The sequence below is a fragment of the Neorhizobium sp. P1_A6 genome, assembly GCF_056406795.1.
Window position 1 is genome coordinate 77,894 of the sequence record NZ_JBFTZM010000012.1, and the last position, 20,814, is coordinate 98,707.

28 protein-coding genes are annotated in these 20,814 nt (G+C 64.0%); 25 read left to right on the plus strand and 3 right to left on the minus strand.

All coding sequences use genetic code 11. From position 1 onward, the window contains the following. Positions 1-140 precede the first annotated feature (140 nt). Positions 141-1,271 carry an esterase-like activity of phytase family protein gene (locus AC1D3C_RS22560; RefSeq protein WP_477484418.1) on the plus strand — a complete coding sequence of 377 codons (1,131 nt, stop codon included), beginning with the start codon at positions 141-143 and terminating at the stop codon, positions 1,269-1,271. A 77-nt stretch (positions 1,272-1,348) separates the two neighbouring features. Here AC1D3C_RS22560 and AC1D3C_RS22565 read toward each other — a convergent pair whose 3' ends face one another. Further along, positions 1,349-1,978, minus strand: a complete 630-nt coding sequence (locus AC1D3C_RS22565) for an outer membrane protein (RefSeq protein ID WP_477484419.1) — start codon at positions 1,976-1,978, stop codon at positions 1,349-1,351. A 207-nt stretch (positions 1,979-2,185) separates the two neighbouring features. On the opposite strand from AC1D3C_RS22565, the gene AC1D3C_RS22570 reads away from it, so the two are divergent. The 4 genes from AC1D3C_RS22570 to AC1D3C_RS22585 all read left to right on the plus strand — a co-directional run bounded on the left by AC1D3C_RS22570 (position 2,186) and on the right by AC1D3C_RS22585 (position 7,570). Next, positions 2,186-3,574, plus strand: a complete 1,389-nt coding sequence (locus AC1D3C_RS22570; protein ID WP_477484420.1) for an MFS transporter — start codon at positions 2,186-2,188, stop codon at positions 3,572-3,574. A 98-nt stretch (positions 3,575-3,672) separates the two neighbouring features. Continuing rightward, positions 3,673-5,139, plus strand: a complete 1,467-nt coding sequence (locus AC1D3C_RS22575; RefSeq protein ID WP_477484421.1) for a protein adenylyltransferase SelO — start codon at positions 3,673-3,675, stop codon at positions 5,137-5,139. A 252-nt stretch (positions 5,140-5,391) separates the two neighbouring features. After that, a complete protein-coding gene (locus AC1D3C_RS22580; protein ID WP_477484422.1) occupies positions 5,392-6,102 on the plus strand; it encodes a hypothetical protein in 711 nt (236 codons plus the stop codon). A gap of 205 nt (positions 6,103-6,307) precedes the next feature. Further along, entirely contained in the window at positions 6,308-7,570 is a 1,263-nt protein-coding gene (locus AC1D3C_RS22585) for a DNA-packaging protein (RefSeq protein WP_477484479.1), read from the plus strand. 28 nt (positions 7,571-7,598) lie between these two features. Here the strand turns inward: AC1D3C_RS22585 and AC1D3C_RS22590 are convergent, their stop codons facing one another. Further along, positions 7,599-7,727: a hypothetical protein gene (locus AC1D3C_RS22590; RefSeq protein WP_255392928.1), complete on the minus strand. Its 129-nt coding sequence runs from the start codon at positions 7,725-7,727 to the stop codon at positions 7,599-7,601. A 154-nt stretch (positions 7,728-7,881) separates the two neighbouring features. Here AC1D3C_RS22590 and AC1D3C_RS22595 point away from each other — a divergent pair, with 154 nt between their 5' ends. The 13 genes from AC1D3C_RS22595 (at position 7,882) to AC1D3C_RS22655 (ending at position 15,441) form a co-directional block, all read left to right on the plus strand. Further along, positions 7,882-8,502 carry a hypothetical protein gene (locus tag AC1D3C_RS22595; RefSeq protein ID WP_477484423.1) on the plus strand — a complete coding sequence of 207 codons (621 nt, stop codon included), beginning with the start codon at positions 7,882-7,884 and terminating at the stop codon, positions 8,500-8,502. Between the two features lie 48 nt (positions 8,503-8,550). Further along, positions 8,551-8,865: a Dabb family protein gene (locus AC1D3C_RS22600; RefSeq protein WP_477484424.1), complete on the plus strand. Its 315-nt coding sequence runs from the start codon at positions 8,551-8,553 to the stop codon at positions 8,863-8,865. Between the two features lie 39 nt (positions 8,866-8,904). Continuing rightward, on the plus strand, positions 8,905-10,092 hold the full coding sequence (locus AC1D3C_RS22605; RefSeq protein WP_477484425.1) for a phage portal protein: 1,188 nt from the start codon (positions 8,905-8,907) through the stop codon (positions 10,090-10,092). Positions 10,093-10,146: 54 nt separating this feature from the next. Beyond that, on the plus strand, positions 10,147-10,407 hold the full coding sequence (locus AC1D3C_RS22610) for a CopG family ribbon-helix-helix protein (protein ID WP_477484426.1): 261 nt from the start codon (positions 10,147-10,149) through the stop codon (positions 10,405-10,407). Beyond that, the gene (locus tag AC1D3C_RS22615; RefSeq protein ID WP_477484427.1) at positions 10,407-10,712 is read left to right on the plus strand and encodes a type II toxin-antitoxin system RelE/ParE family toxin; all 306 of its coding nucleotides are present in this window, start codon (positions 10,407-10,409) and stop codon (positions 10,710-10,712) included. Before AC1D3C_RS22610 ends, AC1D3C_RS22615 begins: the two co-directional genes overlap by 1 nt. 223 nt (positions 10,713-10,935) lie before the next feature. Then, positions 10,936-11,271, plus strand: coding sequence for a DUF6107 family protein (locus tag AC1D3C_RS22620; RefSeq protein WP_046668524.1), 336 nt, complete (start codon positions 10,936-10,938; stop codon positions 11,269-11,271). A 50-nt stretch (positions 11,272-11,321) separates the two neighbouring features. Further along, positions 11,322-11,903 (plus strand): HK97 family phage prohead protease, encoded by a 582-nt coding sequence (locus AC1D3C_RS22625; protein ID WP_477484428.1) that lies wholly within the window; start codon positions 11,322-11,324, stop codon positions 11,901-11,903. Then, on the plus strand, positions 11,900-13,165 hold the full coding sequence (locus AC1D3C_RS22630; RefSeq protein ID WP_477484429.1) for a phage major capsid protein: 1,266 nt from the start codon (positions 11,900-11,902) through the stop codon (positions 13,163-13,165). Before AC1D3C_RS22625 ends, AC1D3C_RS22630 begins: the two co-directional genes overlap by 4 nt. A 130-nt stretch (positions 13,166-13,295) precedes the next feature. Further along, on the plus strand, positions 13,296-13,865 hold the full coding sequence (locus AC1D3C_RS22635) for a head-tail connector protein (RefSeq protein WP_477484430.1): 570 nt from the start codon (positions 13,296-13,298) through the stop codon (positions 13,863-13,865). Beyond that, the gene (locus AC1D3C_RS22640; protein ID WP_477484431.1) at positions 13,865-14,197 is read left to right on the plus strand and encodes a phage head closure protein; all 333 of its coding nucleotides are present in this window, start codon (positions 13,865-13,867) and stop codon (positions 14,195-14,197) included. The genes AC1D3C_RS22635 and AC1D3C_RS22640 overlap by 1 nt, the downstream gene beginning before the upstream one ends. Next, on the plus strand, positions 14,194-14,592 hold the full coding sequence (locus AC1D3C_RS22645) for a DUF3168 domain-containing protein (RefSeq protein WP_247139151.1): 399 nt from the start codon (positions 14,194-14,196) through the stop codon (positions 14,590-14,592). The genes AC1D3C_RS22640 and AC1D3C_RS22645 overlap by 4 nt, the downstream gene beginning before the upstream one ends. Before the next feature lie 68 nt (positions 14,593-14,660). After that, positions 14,661-14,936, plus strand: a complete 276-nt coding sequence (locus AC1D3C_RS22650) for a type II toxin-antitoxin system TacA family antitoxin (RefSeq protein ID WP_477484432.1) — start codon at positions 14,661-14,663, stop codon at positions 14,934-14,936. A gap of 4 nt (positions 14,937-14,940) precedes the next feature. After that, positions 14,941-15,441, plus strand: coding sequence for a GNAT family N-acetyltransferase (locus tag AC1D3C_RS22655; protein ID WP_247139153.1), 501 nt, complete (start codon positions 14,941-14,943; stop codon positions 15,439-15,441). On the opposite strand, the gene AC1D3C_RS22660 is transcribed toward AC1D3C_RS22655, so the two are convergent. Beyond that, complete coding sequence (locus AC1D3C_RS22660; RefSeq protein WP_477484433.1) at positions 15,403-16,647, minus strand: MFS transporter; 1,245 nt, start codon at positions 16,645-16,647, stop codon at positions 15,403-15,405. The two genes, AC1D3C_RS22655 and AC1D3C_RS22660, sit on opposite strands and share 39 nt — an antisense overlap. Before the next feature lie 106 nt (positions 16,648-16,753). On the opposite strand from AC1D3C_RS22660, the gene AC1D3C_RS22665 reads away from it, so the two are divergent. The 7 genes from AC1D3C_RS22665 (at position 16,754) to AC1D3C_RS22695 (ending at position 20,485) form a co-directional block, all read left to right on the plus strand. Next, positions 16,754-17,161, plus strand: coding sequence for a phage major tail protein, TP901-1 family (locus AC1D3C_RS22665; protein WP_477484434.1), 408 nt, complete (start codon positions 16,754-16,756; stop codon positions 17,159-17,161). Further along, complete coding sequence (locus tag AC1D3C_RS22670) at positions 17,161-17,508, plus strand: gene transfer agent family protein (RefSeq protein WP_247139142.1); 348 nt, start codon at positions 17,161-17,163, stop codon at positions 17,506-17,508. Before AC1D3C_RS22665 ends, AC1D3C_RS22670 begins: the two co-directional genes overlap by 1 nt. Before the next feature lie 50 nt (positions 17,509-17,558). After that, positions 17,559-17,759 (plus strand): rcc01693 family protein, encoded by a 201-nt coding sequence (locus tag AC1D3C_RS22675; protein WP_477484480.1) that lies wholly within the window; start codon positions 17,559-17,561, stop codon positions 17,757-17,759. Between the two features lie 226 nt (positions 17,760-17,985). Continuing rightward, a complete protein-coding gene (locus tag AC1D3C_RS22680; protein ID WP_477484435.1) occupies positions 17,986-18,516 on the plus strand; it encodes a phage tail tape measure protein in 531 nt (176 codons plus the stop codon). A gap of 21 nt (positions 18,517-18,537) precedes the next feature. Then, positions 18,538-19,176 (plus strand): phage distal tail protein, Rcc01695 family, encoded by a 639-nt coding sequence (locus tag AC1D3C_RS22685; protein WP_477484436.1) that lies wholly within the window; start codon positions 18,538-18,540, stop codon positions 19,174-19,176. After that, entirely contained in the window at positions 19,173-20,048 is an 876-nt protein-coding gene (locus AC1D3C_RS22690) for a DUF2163 domain-containing protein (protein WP_477484437.1), read from the plus strand. The genes AC1D3C_RS22685 and AC1D3C_RS22690 overlap by 4 nt, the downstream gene beginning before the upstream one ends. Continuing rightward, entirely contained in the window at positions 20,045-20,485 is a 441-nt protein-coding gene (locus AC1D3C_RS22695; RefSeq protein ID WP_477484438.1) for an NlpC/P60 family protein, read from the plus strand. Before AC1D3C_RS22690 ends, AC1D3C_RS22695 begins: the two co-directional genes overlap by 4 nt. The last annotated feature ends 329 nt before the right edge of the window (positions 20,486-20,814 follow it).

Genomic DNA, 20,814 nt, shown 5'->3' on the forward strand with positions numbered 1-20,814 from the left:
TGAAAATTTCAAGATTCTGACGACCGGCCGTTATACGTCCGCAAAACTCGCGTGGCAGAGGAAGAGCAACTGCGGGACCGGCTTTCATTCGTGAGGCGGGTCGCCGTTTTTCACCCGCCTCGAATTGCCGGACACCGATCATGCTCAAAGCGTTGCTTTCAACCGTTGCCCTCGTCCTCCTCTTCGCACCCGTCGCGCATGCCGTAGAGCCCGGCGTGACGGTCGCAACTCCTTGTCCGTTCGGCGATTGCAAGGCGGCCATCGGGCTTTCCTTCGCCGGCGAATTTTCCATTCCGACCGGTACGCTGTTCGACGGTGTCGAGTTCGGTGGCCTGTCCGGTCTTGATTATGACCCGGCAAGCAATCGCTATATCGCCATTTCCGACGACCGTTCCGAACGGGCGCCGGCCCGGTTCTACGAGCTTTCGATCGAGGCGAGCGCTGCCGGCATCACCGATGTGAAGGTGGTCAAGACCGTGACCCTGAAGGACAAGAACGGCGAGGCTTTTGCGGCCAAGAGCGTCGATCCGGAATCGATCCGGCTTGGCAAGGACGGCATCTACTGGTCGAGCGAAGGCGACGTGAAGCAGCTTCTGCCGCCCTTCGTGCGCGTCGCTGGCCCGGACGGCGCCTTCCTGCGCGAATTCGAGCTTCCCAAGGCTTTTATGCCGACCACCGACAAGTCTGCCGGCATCCGCGACAACCTCGCCTTCGAAGGGCTCGCGACGCTGCCCGGCGGCGACCTGATGGTGGAGGTCGAATCGGCGCTGTTTCAGGACGGCCCGATCTCCGGACTGACCCGCGGCACGCTCGCCCGCATGATCCGCTACGATGCAGCAAGCGGCAGGCCGAAGGCCGAATATGTCTATCCGATCGCGCCGATCCCCCAGGCGCCGACTGTCGACAAGGGCTATAACGACAATGGCGCGTCGGAAATATTGGCCCTGGACGACCACCGCCTGCTGGTGGTCGAGCGCGGTTTTGCGCAAGGGTTCGGCAATTCGATCAAGGTCTTCATGGTCGATACCGAGGGTGCCACCGACGTCTCGGCGATCCCTTCGCTCGCCAATACCGATGCGGCGATCGTGCCGGTGCGCAAGGCCCAGGTGCTCGACATGCAAGCGATCGGCCTGCAGCCGGACAATATCGAGGCCGTCACCTTCGCCAAGGGCACCGATGGCAGCGACCTGCTGATCTTCGTTTCCGACAACAATTTCTCGAAGGAACAGAAGACCCAGTTCATCGCCTTCAAGGTGTTGGCACGCCCCTGAGGAAGCCGGCCGCCCCTCGAGACCTTGCTCCACCTTTTCGCAAGGTGGAGCATTGAGACGGGTTCCGAAGCCGCGGCTTAGAACTTCACGCCGATGCCGACATTGATGACATGCTGGTTGAAGTCGAAATCGGCGCCTGCGAGGCTGCCGCTGCCGAAGTCGTTGTAGCGGTATTCGAGACGGCCGAAGATATTGTCGGTGAACGCGTAGTCGACGCCAGCGCCGACGGTCCAGCCGTTGAGCATGTCGTCGTCGTCAAAGCCGCCGCCGTCGATATGGGCGGTGGTGGCCGTCCAGCCGGCTGCCGCGAAGATCAGCGCCCGGTCCATGGCATAACCGACGCGGCCGCGAACCGAACCGGAGAACCCGGTATCGATGTCGACGCCGCCGACATAGCTGTTCTTGTTCCAGTCGTAGTTGACGTCACCTTCGATACCGGCGACGAAACCGCTGGAGAACTGCCAGTTATAGCCGACGAAACCGCCAAGCCTCCAGCCGTCGAAATCGTCCGATCCGCCGCCGGCGGCATCGCCGCTGCCCCACCCATACCCCGTATGGGCACCGATATACGGGCCGTTCCAGGAGAACACGACGGGCGTTTCGACGGCTTGCGGCGCCTGTGGGATCTGTTCGACGGCGTCGGCTGCGTAAGCAACGGAAGAGGCGGTCATGGCGGCCGACGCTGCGAGAATGAAAAGAGCCTTCATGGATATTCCCTCCGATTGGTTGGCAAAAACGCAAATAGAGCGGTTTGCTTGGAAAGCTGTAGCTAAAATACAACATCGGAAAAAATCTGCAATTACGCCTTAAGATGCTGAAATTGCGCGATTTAAATTTTTGRCTTTTCCCTTGACCTCAATCGCGGTTGAGGTTGTAGCGTGCCTGGGACTGAAAAACCGGATAAGGGGCAGGGCGTGTTGCAGGATATCAATGTGGGCTGGTCGAGGCTTCTCAAGGGCCGCGAAGGGGCGATGCTGGGGCTGATCTCGGCGGGGATCGGGCTGCATGCCTTCAATCAGTTCGCGATCGTTGCGGCGCTGCCGCCGGCGGCGAGAGAGATCGGCGGCACGGGGTATTTCAGCTGGGCCTATACGCTGTATTTCCTGGGCTCGATCGCCGGCGGCACGGGTGCGGCGGCGATGCGCGACCGGTTCGGCGCGCGCTTCATCCTCCTTCTTTCGGCGCTGATCTTTGCGGCCGGCGGGCTGCTGGCGCTGTCGGCGCCGGCCTTTTCCTGGATCATGGCCGGCCGCCTGCTGCAGGGCATTGCCGACGGGCTGATCGTGGCGATCTGCTATAGTCTCATCCCCGCCAACTTTCCCTCCGCGCTGATCGCAAAGGTGTTTGCGGTGGAGGCGATCGTCTGGGCGGTGGCGGCGATTGCCGGGCCATTGGCTGGCGGGCTTCTGACCGAGGCTTATTCCTGGCGGGCGTCCTTCCTGGCCGTCTCGCCCTTTGTGCTGCTGCTGGCCGGCTTCGCGCTGTCCGCTAAGGTGAGGGTGACCGAGGCGGCGCCGGTGCCGCTGTCGGTTGCCACCATTTCGCTCTGCCTTGCCGCCTCCTTCGTCCTGTCGCTCTCTTCTGTGGTGACCGGAGGGGCGATGCAGGCGGCGGCGGTGGTGGCAGGCGCGGGCCTGTTCCTGCCAGCGCTGAAGCTCGACGGGCGGATCGGGCCAAGGCTGTTTCCGGAGGGTGCCTTCCGGCTCGGTTCTGTTCTCGGGCACGGGTTCTTGGTGCTGTTCCTGATGTCGGCGAGCCACTCTGTCGGCAGCGTTTACCTGGCGCTGATGATCGACGCCGTCTTCGGTTTCCGGCCGGCGGTGGTCGGTTATCTGGTGGTGACCATGGCGCTCTCCTGGAGTGCCGTCGCCGTGGTCGCGAGCAGGATTACCGCGCTTGTTCCGCGGCACCGGTGGATGCGCGCAGGGGCATTGTTTCAATTGGTCGGTTTCCTCTGCCTCGCCGCCGCATTCGCGAGTGGCTCGCTGGTGCTGCTGCTGGCGGGCCAGGTGGCAATCGGTACGGGCTTCGGCGTCGCCTGGGCAAGCGTCAACCAGGCGGCGATGGAAGCGGCAGCAAGGCAGGAGCGCGATCTCGCAAGTGCCTTGCTGCCGACGATTTCGACCGCCGGTTACGCGATCGGCGCGGGGATCGCCGGCATGATCGCCAGTGCGACCGGCCTGGTTTCGGCGCTGGAGAACGGCAATACCGGGGGGCCGGCCTTGTGGCTCTACGGGACTGCGGCGGCCGGTGCGCTGCTGACATTCCTCCTCGGTTTCGGGGTGCGGCTGGCCAAGCCTTGAGCGGCGCAACAAAAGCGCATTTCGCTTGTTCGACGGGACAGATTTCCCATATTTGAAGAAAAGGTCGCCGCATCCCGGCGGCCAAAGGAGACCTTCCCGTGTTCCAGTTCGACAATTCCTACGCCCGCCTGCCGGACAGGTTTTTCGCCTCCGTCTATCCCGAGCCGGTGGAGGGGCCGAAGCTTCTGAAATTCAACGGGTCGCTGGCAGAGGAACTAGGCGTCGAGGCAGATTTTTCCGATCCCGCCCGGCTGGCGGCGATCCTCGCCGGCAATGTCGTGCCGCCCGGCGCCATGCCGATCGCCATGGCTTATGCTGGCCACCAGTTCGGCAATTTCGTGCCGCAGCTCGGCGATGGCCGGGCGATATTGCTGGGCGAGGTCGTCGACCGCAACGGCAAACGCCGCGACATCCAGCTGAAGGGCGCCGGACCGACGCCCTATTCCCGCAGAGGCGACGGACGCGCGGCTTTGGGACCGGTCCTGCGCGAATATATCGTCTCGGAGGCGATGAACGCACTTGGCGTGCCGGCGACACGGGCCTTGGCGGCTGTCGCGACCGGCGAGCAGGTCTATCGCGAGACGGTGGAACAGGGCGCTGTTTTCGTGCGCGTCGCGGCAAGCCATGTGCGGATCGGCACCTTCCAGTTCTTTGCCGCCCGCGGCGACAATGACGGGATCAAATTGCTCGCCGACTACGTCATCGAGCGGCACTATCCAGAGCTTAAAACCGCGGAAAACCCCTATCTGGCGCTGCTGCAGGGTGTAGCGGGGCGGCAGGCGGATCTGATCGCCCGCTGGATGGGTATCGGTTTCATCCACGGGGTGATGAACACCGACAATATGACGATATCAGGCGAGACGATCGATTTCGGGCCCTGCGCCTTTCTCGACGAATACGACCCGATGAAGGTGTTTTCCTCGATCGACCAGGGCGGCCGCTACGCCTATCGCAACCAGCCGGGCATCGGCCAGTGGAACATCGCGCGGCTGGCGGAATGCCTGCTGCCGCTGCTCGACGAGGACGAGGAAAAGGCCGTGGAAGCGGCGAACGCCGTGCTGAAGGCATTCGGCGAGCGGTTCCAGAAAGAGTGGGTCGGGGTTTTCCGGGCGAAGCTCGGGCTGTTTTCCGAAGCGGATGGCGATGGCGAGCTGATCCAGGCGCTTCTGGCGGCCATGCACGAGGGGCAGGCGGACTTCACCCTGGCCTTCCGGCGGCTTTGCGGGGCAGCAGCCGGGACGGAGGGGGACGAGCTTTTCCTCTCCTCCTTCTCCCATCCGGCCAAGGCGCGGGAATGGCTGGAACTCTGGGGAACGCGGCTGGATGCCGAACCGCAGAGCCCGACTGAACGGGCACAGACGATGCGCTCGGTCAACCCCGCGGTCATCCCCCGCAATCACAAGGTCCAGGAAGCCCTTTCGGCCGCCAATTACGGCGATTTCAGTTTCTTCGAACGATTGCTGCAGGCATTGGAAAAGCCTTTCGAGGAGCGGCCGGAACTCTCAGGCTATATGCAGCCGCCGAAGCCTGAGGAGCGGGTGACGCAGACGTTCTGCGGGACATGATCCTGTTCGTAAATTAATTTTTGCTAATTAGGAAAATAGTCCTTGACGGCGTGACGGTTGTTTGATAGGTTCTAGGCACAGTCGAAGGATTGCGCCGGCGGATAGCCGGTGGCAAGACTTCCAGTCAAATTGGCCCGGTCCCAAAGCCGGGCCTTCTTTTTATCTCGACAATCGGCAGCGGGGACGCGCAGCGACCGGAAACGGACTCGGCGGGATTTTCTGCGCCGAAATTTTGGCCCCGGGGTATCCCAGATGGATGAATTCGAGACGTTCGATTCGGCGCTTTTCGGGCTCTGGACGGAGGCGCCGGTCTATGGCGACGCAGTCGTCATGGACGATTCGGCGTTGGTCGACGCGGTGCGCGGCGTACTGCTGGAAATCAAGTCGGCCGAAGGCGCATTCTCTCCTGGCGAGGAACTGCGGCGGCTGTTGAACGAGATGACCGTCGAAATGCGCGACCAGTTCTCGACCTTCCGGCGGATGCGGACCGCGGCGGAGGCGGCGCTCACGGATGGCGACGACGCCGCCCAGAAATTGGCGCGTGCCGACGTCAAGGCCGCGACCGACGCCATGTCGCTGATCGTCCGCACGCTCGAAAAGGTCGACAGCCTGCAACGCCAGCTCGCCCGCGACCGCGACGAGGCCGCCGAGCGCGATGCGGACGAGGGTGGGTATGAGGAGGCCAAGGTCCGCTTCCTGAAAATGATCGAGGATCGCGCCAATGAAAACGCCTATCGGCTTTTCGAAGCATGGAAGCGGGATGGACCTCCGCCTCTCGTTTTGGAGAGGCTTGGACACGCGTCCTCCGAGCCAACGGACCTTGCTGCGAGCGCAGGAGAAGATCGCGGTCAAAGCCTCAAAGGGGGCGTCGGGGTTGAACCGGGGTCTGCGGACGATCACGGCTGCGCGGGAGGAATATTGCGAAGCCGTTGTGAAAAGCACGGCCTTGAGAAGCGTGATTGAGCAAGGAAACGCCGGGCGCGGCAAACGCCCTCTGATCTCCCCCCTTGAGGGGGAGATGTCACCGAAGGTGACAGAGGGGGGTGGCGCCGCGAACTCAACTGTCGAAGAATGTGCCGCAGCACCCCCCTCTGCCCTGCCGGGCATCTCCCCCTCAAGGGGGGAGATCGGTCTGCCGCACGGGTCTGCTCCTGGAAGCGAGCACGCTCTGGAGCGGAATGACGAGCCCGACACGTCTCTATCTGGCTTCACGCTCGATCATGAACGCGACTGGGATATAAAGGGCCGTCGCGACCAAAAGCCGCCCGAGGGCGACTGGCGCACCTGGTTGATCATGGGTGGGCGAGGCTCGGGCAAGACGCGGGCGGGCGCGGAATGGATCCATGGGCTCGCCTCAGCCGGCAGCAGGTCGGATCTCAGGATAGCACTGGTGGCGGAAACGCTGGGCGATGCCCGCGAGGTGATGATCGACGGGGTGTCCGGCATCTGTCGGGTTGCCCGAAGCAAACGGCCGGATTTCGAGATTTCGCGGCGGAGGTTGGTCTGGCCGAACGGGGCGATCGCGCAGATCTTTTCCTCGGAAGATCCGGAGAGCCTGCGCGGGCCGCAGTTTCATTTCGCCTGGTGCGACGAGCTCGCCAAATGGCGGCATGCGGAGGAAACCTTCGACATGCTCCAGTTCGGGCTTCGGCTCGGGGCTGATCCGCGCCAGCTGGTGACGACCACGCCGCGGCCGGTGCCGATCCTGAAACGGCTGATCGCCGATCCCGGCACGCAGCTCCTCCGGATCTCGACGCAGGCCAATGCCGGCAATCTTTCACCCGGCTTCATCTCGGCGCTGGAGGCGCGGTATGGAGGAACGAGGCTCGGACGGCAGGAACTCGCCGGCGAGCTGATCGAGGACCGCGAGGATGCGCTGTGGAAACGCGCCGACCTCGAAGCTTTCACGATCCGCTTTACCGGTGCGCTCAGGCGCATCGTGGTCGCGGTCGACCCGCCTTCGGGTTCGGGCGAACATTCCTGCTGCGGCATCGTCGTCGCCGGTTTGGAGGCGAGCGGCCGGGCGGTGGTGCTGGCCGATTGTTCGGTCGAAGGCAAAACCCCGGCGGGCTGGGCGAACGCGGTGGCGCGGGCCTATGTGCGCTTCCAGGCGGACCGGGTGGTGGCCGAGGTGAACCAGGGCGGCGAGATGGTAACGGCGATGCTGAGAAGTGTCGACGCAGGCCTGCCGGTGACCATGGTGCGGGCAACGCGTGGAAAATTCCTGCGCGCCGAGCCGGTGGCTGCCCTCTACGAACAGGGGCGGGTGGCGCATGCCGGGCGGTTTGCCGAGCTTGAAGATCAGATGTGTGACTTCGGCCCGGACGGTCTGTCTTCAGGCCGTTCGCCCGACCGGCTCGATGCGCTGGTCTGGGCGCTGACGGCGTTGATGCTGGGAGGTCATGGAGAGCCGCGCGTGCGCGGCGTTTGAGCGCGGCTCGTCGCTCAATTGATGATGATCAGCGCGGGGTTGCCGGCTTTGGCTGGGCGCTTTCGCGCATCTGCTTCCACTCGGATTCGATCCGCTCGACGACATGCTGCGGGATCGGCTTGGAAGGGGCGGCCGGTGCGGGCTGCTGCATCATCATGATCTCCTGTTGTTAGAAAGCCGACAAAAACGTCGTGTGACGCCGTTGGTTCCATACCGTTAGAAAAAAGTAAACTGCCGCCTAAAGGCTTAAAACGATTTAGTTTTTCTAAACCGATTGAAACCCTGCGACGCGGTATGGGAGTAGGCTCCACATGGCTCACAACCGGCATGCCTTCTTTGATTTCGTGCGGACAAAGCTCTTCAAAGGCCGGCTCGCTGCCGGTCAGGTGGAGGGGCTGACGGCGATTCTCGATGGCTGGCAGGCAAGGGTCGGCCAGGATGAGGCGCAGCCGCTCGCCTATGTGCTGGCGACCGCCTTTCACGAGACGGCCGCCACGATGCAGCCCGTCCGCGAGACCCTGGCGGCCAGCGACAGGTCGGCGATCGCGCGGCTGGACGAGGCTTTTGCCGCGGGCCGACTCGGGTCGGTGAAGACGCCCTACTGGCGGCCGGACGCGGACGGAAAAAGCTGGCTCGGCCGCGGGCTGGTGCAGCTCACCCACAGGCGGAACTACGCGGCGATGTCGGCTGTGACCGGGATCGACCTGGTGGCGGATCCGGGCCGGGCGATGGAGATGCCGGTGTCGGTCGCGATCCTGATCGAGGGCATGCGGTGTGGCAGCTTCACCGGCTGCAAGCTCGGCGATTATTTCGGGCGGGGCAGGGCGGATTGGCTGGGCGCCAGAAAAATCATCAACGGCAACGACCGGGCGGACCTGGTGGCGCGGCATGCGCAAATGTTCGCCGAGGCGCTGGACACCAAGCCGCATTGAAGCCCACTGCAGGCCATGATAGCAGGCCTCCGCATTGCTGGAGGTTCCATGATACGCCACATCGTATTTTTCACGGCGCAGGCAGGCGAGATCGACCGGGTCCGGGCAGGTCTTTCGCTTCTGACCGGCAACCCGCATGCGCTGACCCTGGAGATCGGCACCAATGTAAAGAGCGACCAGCTCGGCAACGAAGTCGATCTGGTCGTCTACGGCGAGTTCGAGGATGCGGCGGCGCTGGCCGCCTACAAGTCGCATCCGGTCTACCAGGCCTCGATCGATATCGTCCGGCCGATCCGCGAAATGCGTGTTGCGGCCGATTTCGACAGTCAAAGTGCGGTGAAATCGCCCCTGCCGCTTCCCTGAAGCGGGCCCTGGCGCCCGCGAGCGAAAAGGACAGTCACGATGAAATCTCCATTCCGGCGCCCGTGGTTTTCCGCGGGTGGGCGACAGGCCGTGCCCGAAATTCAGGGAACCGACACCCAAAAACCCGAAACCAAGACGGCCTCCGGTTTTGCGATCGTTTCCGGCGAGGGAGCGGCGCAGTGGTCGGGGCGGTCCTATGCGGCGCTGGCGCGGGCAGGCTTCATGAAGAACCCGGTCGCCTATCGGGCGGTGCGGATGATCGCCGAAGCCGCCGCAGCCGTGCCGTGGCTTGCCTATGACGGGGCAACGGAGCTTGCCGAACATCCGGCGCTGGCGCTCCTGGCTCGTCCGAACGGCCGGCAGGGCGGGCCTGATTTCTTCGAGGCGCTCTACGGGCACCTGGCGCTTTCCGGCAATGCCTATGTCGAGCCGCTGTCGATCGGCGGGAGCCTACGCGAACTGCATCTGCTCAGGCCCGACCGGGTGAGCGTGGTCGAGGGCCGCGACGGCTGGGTGGCGGGTTACGACTATCGCGCCGGAGGCACCACACGGCGGCTGCCGGTGGAGACAGACGGCGTCGCGCTGCTGCATCTGAAACTGTTTCATCCGCTCGACGACCATTGCGGTTTTCCGCCGCTCGGGGCGGCGGGTGCGGCACTCGACCTGCACAATGCGGCGGCAAGCTGGAACAAGGCGCTGCTCGACAATTCCGCAAGACCTTCCGGCGCGCTGGTCTACCAGCCGAAGGACGGCGGCAACTTGTCCGCCGACCAGTATGAGCGGCTGAAGGACGAGTTGGAGGCGGGCTATTCCGGCGCCGTCAATGCCGGTCGGCCGCTGCTGCTCGAAGGCGGGCTCGACTGGAAGGCGATGGGCCTGTCGCCGAAGGACATGGATTTCATCGAGGCGAAGAACGGAGCTGCCCGCGACATCGCGCTCGCCTTCGGCGTGCCGCCGATGCTGATCGGCATTCCCGGCGACAACACCTATGCCAATTACCAGGAAGCCAACCGCGCCTTCTATCGCCTCACCGTACTGCCGCTGATCTCCCGTACCGCCACGAGCTTTTCCGCCTGGCTGTCGGAGGCCTATGGCGACCGGCTGCGGCTGGAGCCGGACCTCGACCGGATCGCCGGCCTTTCCGCCGAGCGCGAGGCGCTGTGGGCGAGGGTCGGGGCGGCGGCGTTCCTGAGCGACGAGGAGAAGCGCGAGGCGGTGGGGTATTAATCCGTAAGGAAGGGGTGTAGATTGTAATACATCGTATTACAAATGGAGGCTCTGATGGCCAAGCCTGTTCTTTCGGACCCGATCACGCTGCGCCTGCCGCTCGACATCCTTGAGGACATCGAGAAGATCGCTGAGACAGCGGACAGAAGCCGATCCTGGGTGATCGTCCGGGCGCTGAAATATTACCTGATGGCGGAGGGGAGTGAAATCCTGAGCATCCGGCGTGGCAGGGAGGATATCGAGGCCGGGCGCTTCGTGGAGGCGGAGGAGTTTTTCACTGAGCTTGACCGTCTCAACCGCGAGGACGCCGCCTGATGAAGGTGTTCCTGTCGGAAGAAGCGATACGCTACGTCCAACGGGAAAGGGCATATCTTGCCCAATTCAGCCGACGGGCATCCATTGCCTTTTCGGAACAGGTCAAGAAGGCGGCACGGTTGATTGCGGATCATCCTCGTGTCGGGACCGCTGTGGCGCCGGTCGAGGGAATTCGTCGTTTCGTATCGGCGCCCTATCATCTGGATTATGTCATCGAGGCGGATCGGATACTGATTGTCTCCATCATGCATGCGCGGCAGGGGCCAGCGGATCTCGAAAAGGACGAAGACGACGACTTCGAATGAAATCGTTGAGGAGGCACACTTTCTGCAGGTCTGCTGAATAGGTCTCCGAACTCACTCAACTTGCGAAGTGCCGGACTCAACTTCCCACCAGGTAGCCCCAAGCGATTCTGAACATTCATGGAAACCGGATCCGCCGACCCTGGGTCGAGCGCGGGACGGCTGGTTGCATGGCAGCAGCGCCGTTCGGTCCATATGCGTGCATCATAAACAAGAGAGATTAAAAATGGCTGATCTCGGAAACGATCCGGGCGCCCTGGCCGGCATCTGGGCCGCCAAGGCGGTGGGCGCCACGGCGGGAGCCGGCGTGTCGCTGATCTATCTCCTGCCGAAGAGCCGTCGCGAGGCGGCGAGCCGGTTTCTGACGGGCCTGAGCTGCGGGATGATCTTCGGCGGGCCGACCGGGCTTTGGCTGGTCGAGCGGCTGGGGATCGGCGGGGAGCTTTCAGGCGCGGAAGTGATGCTGACAGGGTCGGCGGCGGCCAGTCTTTGTGCCTGGTGGGTGCTGGGCGCGCTGGCGAGGATCGCCGTCAGATATGGGGGACGGGGCGGCGGGGCATAACTTCGGTCGTCGTCCGGGCCAGCACCAATTCAATGGTTAGGAGAATACCAATGCACGCTTACCGCGGGCCGCGCCCGACCGCGCGCAAATTTGCCAATCTGGAACTCGCAGGGCTTACCGGCGACGGGGTTTTCTCCGGTTATGCCAGCGTCTTCGGCGAAGTCGACCTCGGCAAGGATACGATCGAGCGCGGCGCCTTTCGCAATTGCCTCGTCGAGCGCGGTGCGATGGGGGTGCGGATGCTCTACCAGCACGACCCTTCCGAGCCGATCGGCGCCTGGCGGACGATCCGCGAGGATGCCCGCGGGCTTTATGTCGAGGGCATGCTGTCGCCGGGCGTTGCCCGCTCCCGCGAGGTGCTGGCGCTGATGAAATCGGGCGCGCTCGACGGGCTGTCGATCGGGTTTCGCACGGTCAAGGCCCGCACCGACGCCAAGACGGGCGTGCGCAAAATTCTCGAGGCGGATCTCTGGGAGATCTCGGTGGTGACCTTTCCGATGCTGCCATCGGCGCGGGTCTCCAACGTCAAGCATGCGCGGTTCTTCCGCGACAGGGAAACCGAACTCGTCCGCCAGATGCGGCGGGCGGCGAAGATGATGATGAAATCAACCTTCAAAGGAAAAGCGATATGACCGAGCAGGCGAGAACGATGGCAAGCGTGGCGCCCGAAGTAAAAGCCGTGCCGGAAACGGTGACGGCGGCCTTCGACGAATTTATGGAGGCGTTCGAAGCCTTCAAGGAGGTCAACGACCGGCGCCTCGGCGAGATCGAGCAGAAGCTGACCGCCGACGTCGTGACCCGCGACAAGATGGACCGCATCAACCGCGCCGTCGACGACCAGAAGAAGGTGCTCGACCAGCTGGTGCTGAAGAAGGCCAGGCCGCAACTCGGCCGCGGCGGTTCGGAGCTTTCGGCCGAGGCCGTGGAGCACAAGGCGGCCTTCGACGCCTATGTGCGGCGCGGCGAGGAAAACGGTCTGCGCGAACTGGAGGCCAAGGCGTTTTCTTCCGGGACGGGAGCCGATGGCGGTTATCTCGTTCCGCCGGAAACCGATACGGAAATCGGCCGGCGGATTTCGGCGGTCTCGCCGATGCGGGCGCTCTCCACCGTGCGCACCGTGTCCTCCGCCGTGCTGAAGAAGCCGTTCGCGGCGGCCGGCCTTTCGACCGGCTGGGTGGCGGAGACCACGGCGCGGCCACAGACCAACACGCCGCAGCTCACCGAACTCTCCTTCCCGACCATGGAGCTCTACGCCATGCCGGCCGCGACGCAGTCGCTGCTCGACGATTCGGCGGTCGATATCGAGGCCTGGATTGCCGGCGAGGTGGACATCGTGTTTGCCGAACAGGAGGGCGATGCCTTCATCCGCGGCGACGGCACCAACAAGCCGAAAGGATTTCTGTCCTATCCGACGGTGGCGGAAGGTTCCTGGAGCTGGGGCAATATCGGCCATATCGCCACCGGCGTTGCGGGCGGCTGGAAAACGACCGGTCCTTCGGACACGCTGATCGAGGTCATTTATGCGCTGAAGGCCGGCCATCGCCAGAACGGCACGTTCATGATGAACCGCAAGGCGCAGGGCGACATCCGCAAGTTCAAGGACGGCGACGGCAACTATCTCTGGCACCCGCCGGTATCAGCCGGCCAACCGGCCTCGCTGATGGGCTTTCCGATCGCCGAAGCCGAAGAGATGCCCGACGTGGCGGAGAACTCGCTCTCGATCGCGTTCGGCGATTTCCGCTCCGGTTATCTCGTCGTCGACCGGGCGGGCGTGCGCATCCTGCGCGATCCCTATTCGGCAAAACCCTATGTGCTCTTCTACACCACCAAGCGCGTCGGCGGTGGGGTGCAGAATTTCGAGGCGATCAAGGTGGTGAAGTTTGCGGCGGCATGAGCCGCCGCAAAGTGGGTAGTGATTAGTGAGTAGGGGCGGCCAATCAGTTGGCCGCCTTTTCCACGTCACGGCCTCTGCTTGCGTCTTACTACTCACTACCGGCTAACCACTACTCACCCCCGGGATCCCCATGACCTACGCCCAAACCACTCCGCCTTCCGCGGAGCCGCTGACGCTTGCCGAGGTGAAGGCGCATCTGCGTCTCGACGGAAGCGACGAGGATGCGCTGCTGGCCTCGCTGATCAGCACCGCTCGCGAGCACCTTGAGCGGGAGACGGGGCTTTGCCTGATCTCTCAAACCTGGCGGTTCTATCTCGACCGCTGGCCGGCGGACGGGGTGATCCGGATTTCGAGATCGCCGGTGCAAGAGATTCAGAACGTTACGGTTTACGACGCTGACGGCACTGCGCTTGAAGTTCCACTGGAAGATCATCTGCTCGACGGCAAGGGCCGTCCGACGCGGCTTTGGCTGCGGCACCCACCGGCGCCGGGCAGGTCGATCAACGGCATCGAGATCGACTTTTCGGCCGGTTTCGGCGAGGCGGGCACCGATGTGCCGGACACGCTGAAACGGGCGATGTCGATCCATATCGGCCACATGTTCGCGTTCCGCGGCGTCGTTTCGCCGGAGAACCAGCCGGCCGGCATCCCCGACGGCTACGAGCGGCTGATCGCGCCCTTCCGGATGCGGAGGCTCTGATGGTGGTGTTCTTCGATCCGGGGTCGATGACCGCTAGGCTCGACCTCGAGGCGCCGCAGGCGGTGCCGGACGGTCAGGGCGGCGCGACGGTTGCCTGGGAGGTGACGGCGACGCTCTGGGCGCGGATCGAGCCGGTCTCGTTTGTGGTGGCGGAACAGGCGGCCGCAGAGGCCGGCACCATCAGCCACCGCATCTGGACACGGTTCCGCGACGGCATTTCAGCCGGCCAGCGGTTTCGAAAGGGCGGCCGGATATTCCTGGTCAAGCTGGTGCGCGATCCGGACGAGACGCGGCGCTATCTCGTCTGCCAATGCGAGGAGGAAGCCCGATGACGGCGGGAAATGCGCTTCTGCAGGCGATCCACCAGACGCTTGCCAGTGATGCGGCGCTGACCGCGATCATCGGCACGGACGGCATCCGAGACCGGCTTCTGCCGCGGCCAAAACTGCCCTGCATTGTGTTCGGCGAGATGGAGACGCGGGATTTTTCGACAGCCAGCGAGGCCGGCGAGGAACATCTTCTGGTGCTGGAAATCTGGTCGGACGGCGAGGGACGGCGGCAGGCACAGGAGATCGCCGGCCTGGTGCATGGCCTGCTCCACGATGCGGCATTGCCGCTCGACGGTGCGGTGCTGGTGAACCTGCTGCAGGTCGGCACAAGGACGCGGCGGGAGCCGAAGACGAAGTTTCATCTGGCGGAGATGCGGTTTCGGGCGGTGACGGAATAATGAAAGCCTGATCATTGAATATTTCACCGGAGATGTATATACAATGTATGTGCATTGGGGTGATGGCAATGGTAGCTCTTCGAAAAAGCGAAACGATCAATTTGCGGATCGATGCCGGCACGCGGGACGTGATTGCCCGCGCGGCGGAGATTTCCGGTAAGTCGCTGACAGCATTCATGACGGAAGCGGCCTTTGCAACGGCCCAGAAGGAGCTTTTGGACCAGCGCTTCATAGGTATCGACGCGACTGTCTTCGATGCCGTCGAGGATCTGCTTGGCCAGCCTGCTCAGGTCAATGAGAAACTCTCGGCTCTGCTGAAGTCGAACCGCGAATGGCTCGATTGAGGCCATGTACCGCAAACCGGCCCCGCTGAGTGAGCATCATCATCTTGGAGAGTTCGACAGCGGCAAACCGGTGCTCGATGCCTTCCTGAAGGAGATGGCGCTTCACAATCAGGTGCAGGGTTACACACGGACCTTCGTGATTGCCGACGCCGATTTTCGGGTGGTCGGTTACCACTCGCTTTGCGCCGGCATGATTTCGCGTGAAAAAGCGCCCCGTCAGGTCAAGGGCCATCAGGCGCCGGGCGAGATCCCTGTGGCTCTGCTGGCTCGGCTTGCGGTGGACCGGAGGCATCATGGACAAGGGCTGGGCGGCGAACTGCTGAAGAATGCTCTGTTGGCCGTGGTTGCGACCTCTGAAGTGGTGGCGTTCCGGGCAGTGATGGTTCATGCGCTCGACGATGAGGCAACAAGGTTTTACCTCAGATACGGTTTCCGCCAGGCCAAGGGACTGGACCGGACCTTGCTATTACCGGTCAAGGATATCCTGGCTTCGATCAGCAACTAGGCGGCTCCGCGCATTCGCGTTCCGCACCAGCCCCACCAGCATCAGCACCAATACCAGCGAGATTGCCGAGAGCACGGCGCCGGTCACCAGCGCGGCGGTGGCGCCGACGCGGTCGAGGAGGGCGGTGAAGATGACCGGCGCGGCGGCATTGGCAAGGTTCTGCGGCATCGACAGGCGGGCCGATTGCAGGCCGAATTCGCGGGGCGAAAACAGCGACAGCGGCAGGAGCGCGCGGGCGACCGCGAGCACGCCGGTGCCGAAGCCATAGAGCACCATGAACACCACCAGGACCGGGGCCGAGGACGTGACGGTCGCGGCGAGCACGAAACTGAAGAGAACCAGTCCGGTGCCGACGAGCGACGTGAGCAGCGCATTGCCGCGTCGGCCAAGCGCCATGTCGACGAAGCGGGCGGACACGCCGATCGCGCCGCGCGCCGAGCCGAGCTGCAGGGCAAGCGCCGGCGAGGCGCCGGCCTGTTGCAGCAGGGCCAGCAGCGAGGGCGACAGGCCGAAGCTGATGAACGAGCTGATCGCCGTTGCCGCCGCCACCAGGAAGAAGGCGCGACGGCGTTCCGGCGGCGTGAAATCGACAGGAACCGTATCCGTGGCCTGTGTTTGCTCGTTGCGGTCGATCGGTTTGGGAAGGCCGAACAGATAGAGCGGCAGGCAGATGAAGAGCTGCAGCATGGCTGAGAATACGAACGTCATCCGCCAGCCGACGAGATCGTTCATCAGCGCCAAGACCGGCCAGAAAATAGTCGCCGAAAGGCCGGTGAACAGCATCAGGATGGCGATGATGCGCTTGCCGCCCAGCCCCTCGCGCTCGACGACCGCCGTATAGGCCGGCGCTGACAGGCCGAGCGCGCCGCCGATGCCGATCACAATCCACGCGAGCCCGTAAACCAGGATTTCGTGAGCGCTCGCGAGCAGCGTGAGGCCGATCGCGAAGATGACGGACGCGCTCGCCATGACGTTTGCGGCGCCATGGCGACCGAGCAGCCGCCCGGTCGCGGGACCGGCAAGCGCACTGACCAGCATCATGATCGACAGGCCGAAGAACACGACCTCGTTCGGAAGATTAAGTTCCGGCGCGACGATGCGGCCCATGACCCCGAGCATATCGAAGGTCGTGCCCCAGGAAATGATCTGGGTGACGGCGAGCACGGCGATCGTCTGCGCCGAGCGCAGCGGGAGGATTTTGGGCATGGCGGCGGGAGGCATTCGCGAAAGGGATGGTTGAGCGCCCGATGCTCTAGCACCGCTTTTTACGGTGCGGAAGCGACAAACGGACAACAGCGGAAAGGACTTCCACATGGTGGCGCAGAAGGGCAAGGACCTGCTCCTGAAGATCGACAATGACGGCGCGTTCCTGACGGTGGCGGGGCTGCGCTCGAAGCGCCTCGCCTTCAATGCCGAGACCGTCGACATCACCGATGCCGAAAGCGCCGGGCGTTGGCGCGAGTTGCTGGGCGGCGCCGGCGTGCAGCGCGCTTCGCTGACCGGCGCCGGCATTTTCAAGGACCAGGAAAGCGATGCGCTGGTACGGGCTGCGTTTTTTGCCGGCAGCATTCTGGCCTGGCAGATCCTGATCCCGGCCTTCGGCACGGTGAGCGGACCGTTCCAGGTGACGGCGCTCGAATATTCCGGCGAGCACAATGGCGAGATCCGCTTTGAACTGGCACTGGAATCGGCCGGCAGCCTGACCTTCGGAGTGCTGTGATGGCGGGCGGACACGCGAACCGCAGGCGCGGCGAGATCGAGACGGTGATCGGCGGCGAGCGCCGCATTCTTTGCCTGACGCTTGGCGCGCTGGCGGAGCTGGAAACGGCATTTGCAGCCGGCGACCTCAACGGGCTGGCGGACCGGTTTTCCTCCGGGCGGCTGAAGGCGGCGGACATGATCCGTCTGATCGGTGCCGGCCTGCGCGGCGGCGGCAATCTCTTCTCCGACGATGAGGTGGCGGCGATGAGCATCGAGGGCGGAATTTTAGCCTATGCGCAGATTGTCGGGGATCTGCTGGCCGCGACGTTTGCGGAGCCGGGCGGGAAGGCCACGGCAAACCCTTGAGGGCCGCAGCGGGAATCGGAGCGATCGCAATAGGGGTTCCCGACACTGCGATCGAAGAGGCGAGGCTTGAGCCGTTTCCTTGGGGAACGGTGATGCATGCCGGCCTCTGCCTGCTGCGGCTTCCGCCGAGGGATTTCTGGGCGCTGACGCCAGTCGAGTTTTTTGCCATGACCGGCGGGCTGAAGGGACGTGGCGCTGAAATCGAGAGAGCGGGGCTGGACGCGCTGATGCGGGCATTTCCGGATGAGTGAGTCTGCCGCTCGTCTTGTTTCTGTCAGTTGGCGTTGCGTCCAAAATTGCCCCTCACCCTAACCCTCTCCCCGTTTTGACGGGGAGAGGGGACGTGCCTTGCGTGTTGCCCGTGATTGGGCAAGGTCGGCGCGACTTGCGTCCTTCTCCCCGTGGCGGCAGCCGGATGAGGGGCGTATCTTGCAAGATTTCCTATGAAGGACCGCGGCGACGAAACGGGAGTCCACAATGGAAGACGACAATAGTTTGGCCGGCACGCTCTCCGGTGCGGAGGCGCTGACCGGCGTGATGGCGGATCTCGAAGTCCGCTCGCAGCGCTTCGGGGCCGCACTGACCGGGGCCCTCAGATCCGCGACGACGGGCGGGCGCGGGCTCGAGGACGTACTCAAGGGGCTCGGCAACCGGCTTTCGGACATCGCGCTGGCGGCCGGGTTGAAGCCGCTCGAAAACATGCTGGGTAATGCGATCGGCGGACTGGTGGGATCTGTGACGCCGTTTGCCGACGGCGGCGTGGTGCGCTCTCCAAGCTTCTTCCCGATGGGCGGTGATATGGGCCTGATGGGCGAGGCCGGCGCGGAAGCGATCCTGCCGCTCAGACGCGGGCCGGATGGCGCGCTCGGGGTTGCGTCGGCGGGTGGGGCCACGCCCCAGATCGTCTTCAACGTGACGGCGAGCGATGCCGCGAGCTTTCGCAAAAGCGAAGGGCAGATTTCCGCCATGCTGGCGCGCAGCGTTTCGCGCGGTCGGCGTGGCCTGTGACGATGATGTTGCGAGGATGAGATGAGCGGTTTTCACGAGGTTCGGTTCCCGTTGCGCCTGGCGCTCGGGGCAACCGGCGGGCCGGTGCGGCGCACCGATATCATCAATCTTTCCAACGGGCGCGAGCAGCGTAACCAGCGCTGGCGGGATTCAAGGCGCAGCTATGATGCCGGTTCGGGGGTGAAGTCGCTCGCCGATCTTTATGGGGTTCTGGAATTTTTCGAGGCGCGGGGCGGGCAGCTTTACGGCTTCCGGTTCCGCGATCCGGTCGACTGGAAATCCTGCGCGCCGGGCGAGGCGGTATCGGCGATCGACCAGGCGATCGGCACGGGCGACGGGGAGACCGCGACGTTCCAGCTCGTCAAGACCTATGCGGATGGCGGTGGCAGCTGGACGAGGCGGATCGCCAAGCCGGTCACAGGCTCGGTCGTGGTGTCGGTGGACGGCGTCGCAGTACCGGCGGAGGTCTGGTCCGTCGAAGCGGCGACGGGGATCGTCACTTTTGCCGCCGGCCATGTTCCGGCGGTCGGCGCGGCGGTACGGGCGGGTTACGAATTCGACGTGCCGGTGCGGTTCGATACCGACCGGATCGACGTCAATCTCGCCCATTTCGATGCCGGGCGCATCCCGACCATTCCGCTAACGGAGGTTTTGGCATGAGAACCATACCGGCGGATCTGGCCGAGCATCTGGCGCAGGAGGCAACGACCACCTGTCACGCATGGCGGGTGACGCGGCGCGACGGCGTGATCCTGGGTTTTAGCGAACACGACCATGACCTGATATTCGGCGGCACGACCTTCCTGGCGGCAAGCGGGTTTTCGGCAAGCGAGGCGGAGGCGGCAACGGGACTTTCCGCAAGCGCCGACGAGGTCGTCGGTGGCTTTTCAAATGCGGCGATTGGCGAGCAGGATCTGGCGACCGGCAGATATGACGGTGCGCGGGTGGAACTGTTTCTCGTCAATTGGGCGGCGCCGGACCAGAACGTGCTTTTGAACGTGCGGGAGATCGGCGAGGTTTCCCGCACCGGCGGTCAGTTTCGCGCAGAGCTGCGCAGTCTGGCGCATCGGCTGAGCCAGCCGCAGGGGCGCGTCTACAACCGACGCTGCGACGCGAGCCTCGGGGATACGCGCTGCGGCGTAGACCTGGCCCTGTGGCGCGGCGAAGGGGCGGTGATCGCGGTGAAGGATGCCAGCCGGATTGTCGTCTCGGGGCTCGGTGGTTTCGCGAGCGGGTTTTTCCGCCACGGCGTGCTGACGTTTCCGGACGGCGTGGCGGTCGATGTCGACGCGCACGAGAAGAGGTCGGACGGTTCGGTGGAGCTGACTTTCTGGCTGCCGCTGGAGGAGCCGGTTGCGGCGGGCCACACGTTTACGCTGACCGCGGGATGCGACAAGTCGTTTGCAACCTGCAAGGCGCGCTTTGCGAACCATCTGAATTTCCGCGGTTTTCCGCATGTTCCCGGCGCCGATTTTGCCTATTCCTATGTCGATGGGGAGCGGGTCCATGACGGCGGCCCGATCTTCGAATGAGCGGGCAAAGCGAGCGGGTCGTGGCACTGGCCGAGGGATGGATAGGCACGCCCTATCGACATCAGGGCGCTACGAGGGGCGTCGGCTGCGATTGCATCGGGCTCATCCGCGGGATCTGGCGCGAGCTTTACGGCGAGGAGCCGGAGACGGTGCCCGCCTATGCGCCCGATTGGGCGGAGCGGAGCGGTGAAGACCGGCTTGCGGACGCGGCCGCGCGGCTCTTCGGGCCGAGCGTGCCGTTGGCTGAGGCGGAGCAGGGAGATGTCCTGCTGTTCCGCTGGCGGCCGGATTGCGCGGCCAAACATGCCGGGGTGTTGGCCGGGCGGCAGCATTTCATCCACGCCTATGAGCAGTCGGCGGTGACGCGTTCGGCCTTGGTACCATCGTGGCGGCGACGGGTTGCGGGGGTGCACCGGTTTCCTTCGGCGTGTCATTGAAAAGAAATGCCGTTTGGAATATGTTTCTGGAGTGGTGAGCGGGGCTGCTACCCCGCCCACCGTTTTGCTTATCTGTTGAAATCGATCCGGACGGCTATAGACCAGCCCGTCCGGGTCATCTTCAAGATAAGCGTAATGCCAATCGGCCTGAGCCTCATAAACATTACCTCCATTTTCGAGAGCAAGGCCCTTGCCTGGGTCGGCGCGGCCTATCCTCGCCGATACGCCGGCTGGCGCGGCGCGTGCTGCTTCTGCTCCCGAATTTCCTGACGCTATCACAATCTGAGCGAGCATCCAGTGGCAGCGCTGGGCGGCGGCGAGGTATTTCC

Bases quoted from the DNA above. Each gene is read 5' to 3' on its own strand.
- AC1D3C_RS22580 (WP_477484422.1), top strand. From the start codon at position 5,392: ATGGATGAATTCGAGACGTTCGATTCGGCGCTTTTCGGGCTCTGGACG.
- AC1D3C_RS22620 (WP_046668524.1), top strand. From the start codon at position 10,936: ATGGCTGATCTCGGAAACGATCCGGGCGCCCTGGCCGGCATCTGGGCC.
- AC1D3C_RS22650 (WP_477484432.1), top strand. From the start codon at position 14,661: ATGGTAGCTCTTCGAAAAAGCGAAACGATCAATTTGCGGATCGATGCC.
- AC1D3C_RS22635 (WP_477484430.1), top strand. From the start codon at position 13,296: ATGACCTACGCCCAAACCACTCCGCCTTCCGCGGAGCCGCTGACGCTT.
- AC1D3C_RS22610 (WP_477484426.1), top strand. From the start codon at position 10,147: ATGGCCAAGCCTGTTCTTTCGGACCCGATCACGCTGCGCCTGCCGCTC.
- AC1D3C_RS22645 (WP_247139151.1), top strand. From the start codon at position 14,194: ATGACGGCGGGAAATGCGCTTCTGCAGGCGATCCACCAGACGCTTGCC.
- AC1D3C_RS22680 (WP_477484435.1), top strand. From the start codon at position 17,986: ATGGAAGACGACAATAGTTTGGCCGGCACGCTCTCCGGTGCGGAGGCG.
- AC1D3C_RS22605 (WP_477484425.1), top strand. From the start codon at position 8,905: ATGAAATCTCCATTCCGGCGCCCGTGGTTTTCCGCGGGTGGGCGACAG.
- AC1D3C_RS22670 (WP_247139142.1), top strand. From the start codon at position 17,161: ATGGCGGGCGGACACGCGAACCGCAGGCGCGGCGAGATCGAGACGGTG.
- AC1D3C_RS22615 (WP_477484427.1), top strand. From the start codon at position 10,407: ATGAAGGTGTTCCTGTCGGAAGAAGCGATACGCTACGTCCAACGGGAA.
- AC1D3C_RS22640 (WP_477484431.1), top strand. From the start codon at position 13,865: ATGGTGGTGTTCTTCGATCCGGGGTCGATGACCGCTAGGCTCGACCTC.
- AC1D3C_RS22590 (WP_255392928.1), bottom strand. From the start codon at position 7,727: ATGATGATGCAGCAGCCCGCACCGGCCGCCCCTTCCAAGCCGATCCCG.
- AC1D3C_RS22660 (WP_477484433.1), bottom strand. From the start codon at position 16,647: ATGCCCAAAATCCTCCCGCTGCGCTCGGCGCAGACGATCGCCGTGCTC.
- AC1D3C_RS22690 (WP_477484437.1), top strand. From the start codon at position 19,173: ATGAGAACCATACCGGCGGATCTGGCCGAGCATCTGGCGCAGGAGGCA.
- AC1D3C_RS22630 (WP_477484429.1), top strand. From the start codon at position 11,900: ATGACCGAGCAGGCGAGAACGATGGCAAGCGTGGCGCCCGAAGTAAAA.
- AC1D3C_RS22565 (WP_477484419.1), bottom strand. From the start codon at position 1,978: ATGAAGGCTCTTTTCATTCTCGCAGCGTCGGCCGCCATGACCGCCTCT.
- AC1D3C_RS22600 (WP_477484424.1), top strand. From the start codon at position 8,551: ATGATACGCCACATCGTATTTTTCACGGCGCAGGCAGGCGAGATCGAC.
- AC1D3C_RS22685 (WP_477484436.1), top strand. From the start codon at position 18,538: ATGAGCGGTTTTCACGAGGTTCGGTTCCCGTTGCGCCTGGCGCTCGGG.
- AC1D3C_RS22655 (WP_247139153.1), top strand. From the start codon at position 14,941: ATGTACCGCAAACCGGCCCCGCTGAGTGAGCATCATCATCTTGGAGAG.
- AC1D3C_RS22695 (WP_477484438.1), top strand. From the start codon at position 20,045: ATGAGCGGGCAAAGCGAGCGGGTCGTGGCACTGGCCGAGGGATGGATA.
- AC1D3C_RS22595 (WP_477484423.1), top strand. From the start codon at position 7,882: ATGGCTCACAACCGGCATGCCTTCTTTGATTTCGTGCGGACAAAGCTC.
- AC1D3C_RS22560 (WP_477484418.1), top strand. From the start codon at position 141: ATGCTCAAAGCGTTGCTTTCAACCGTTGCCCTCGTCCTCCTCTTCGCA.
- AC1D3C_RS22625 (WP_477484428.1), top strand. From the start codon at position 11,322: ATGCACGCTTACCGCGGGCCGCGCCCGACCGCGCGCAAATTTGCCAAT.
- AC1D3C_RS22665 (WP_477484434.1), top strand. From the start codon at position 16,754: ATGGTGGCGCAGAAGGGCAAGGACCTGCTCCTGAAGATCGACAATGAC.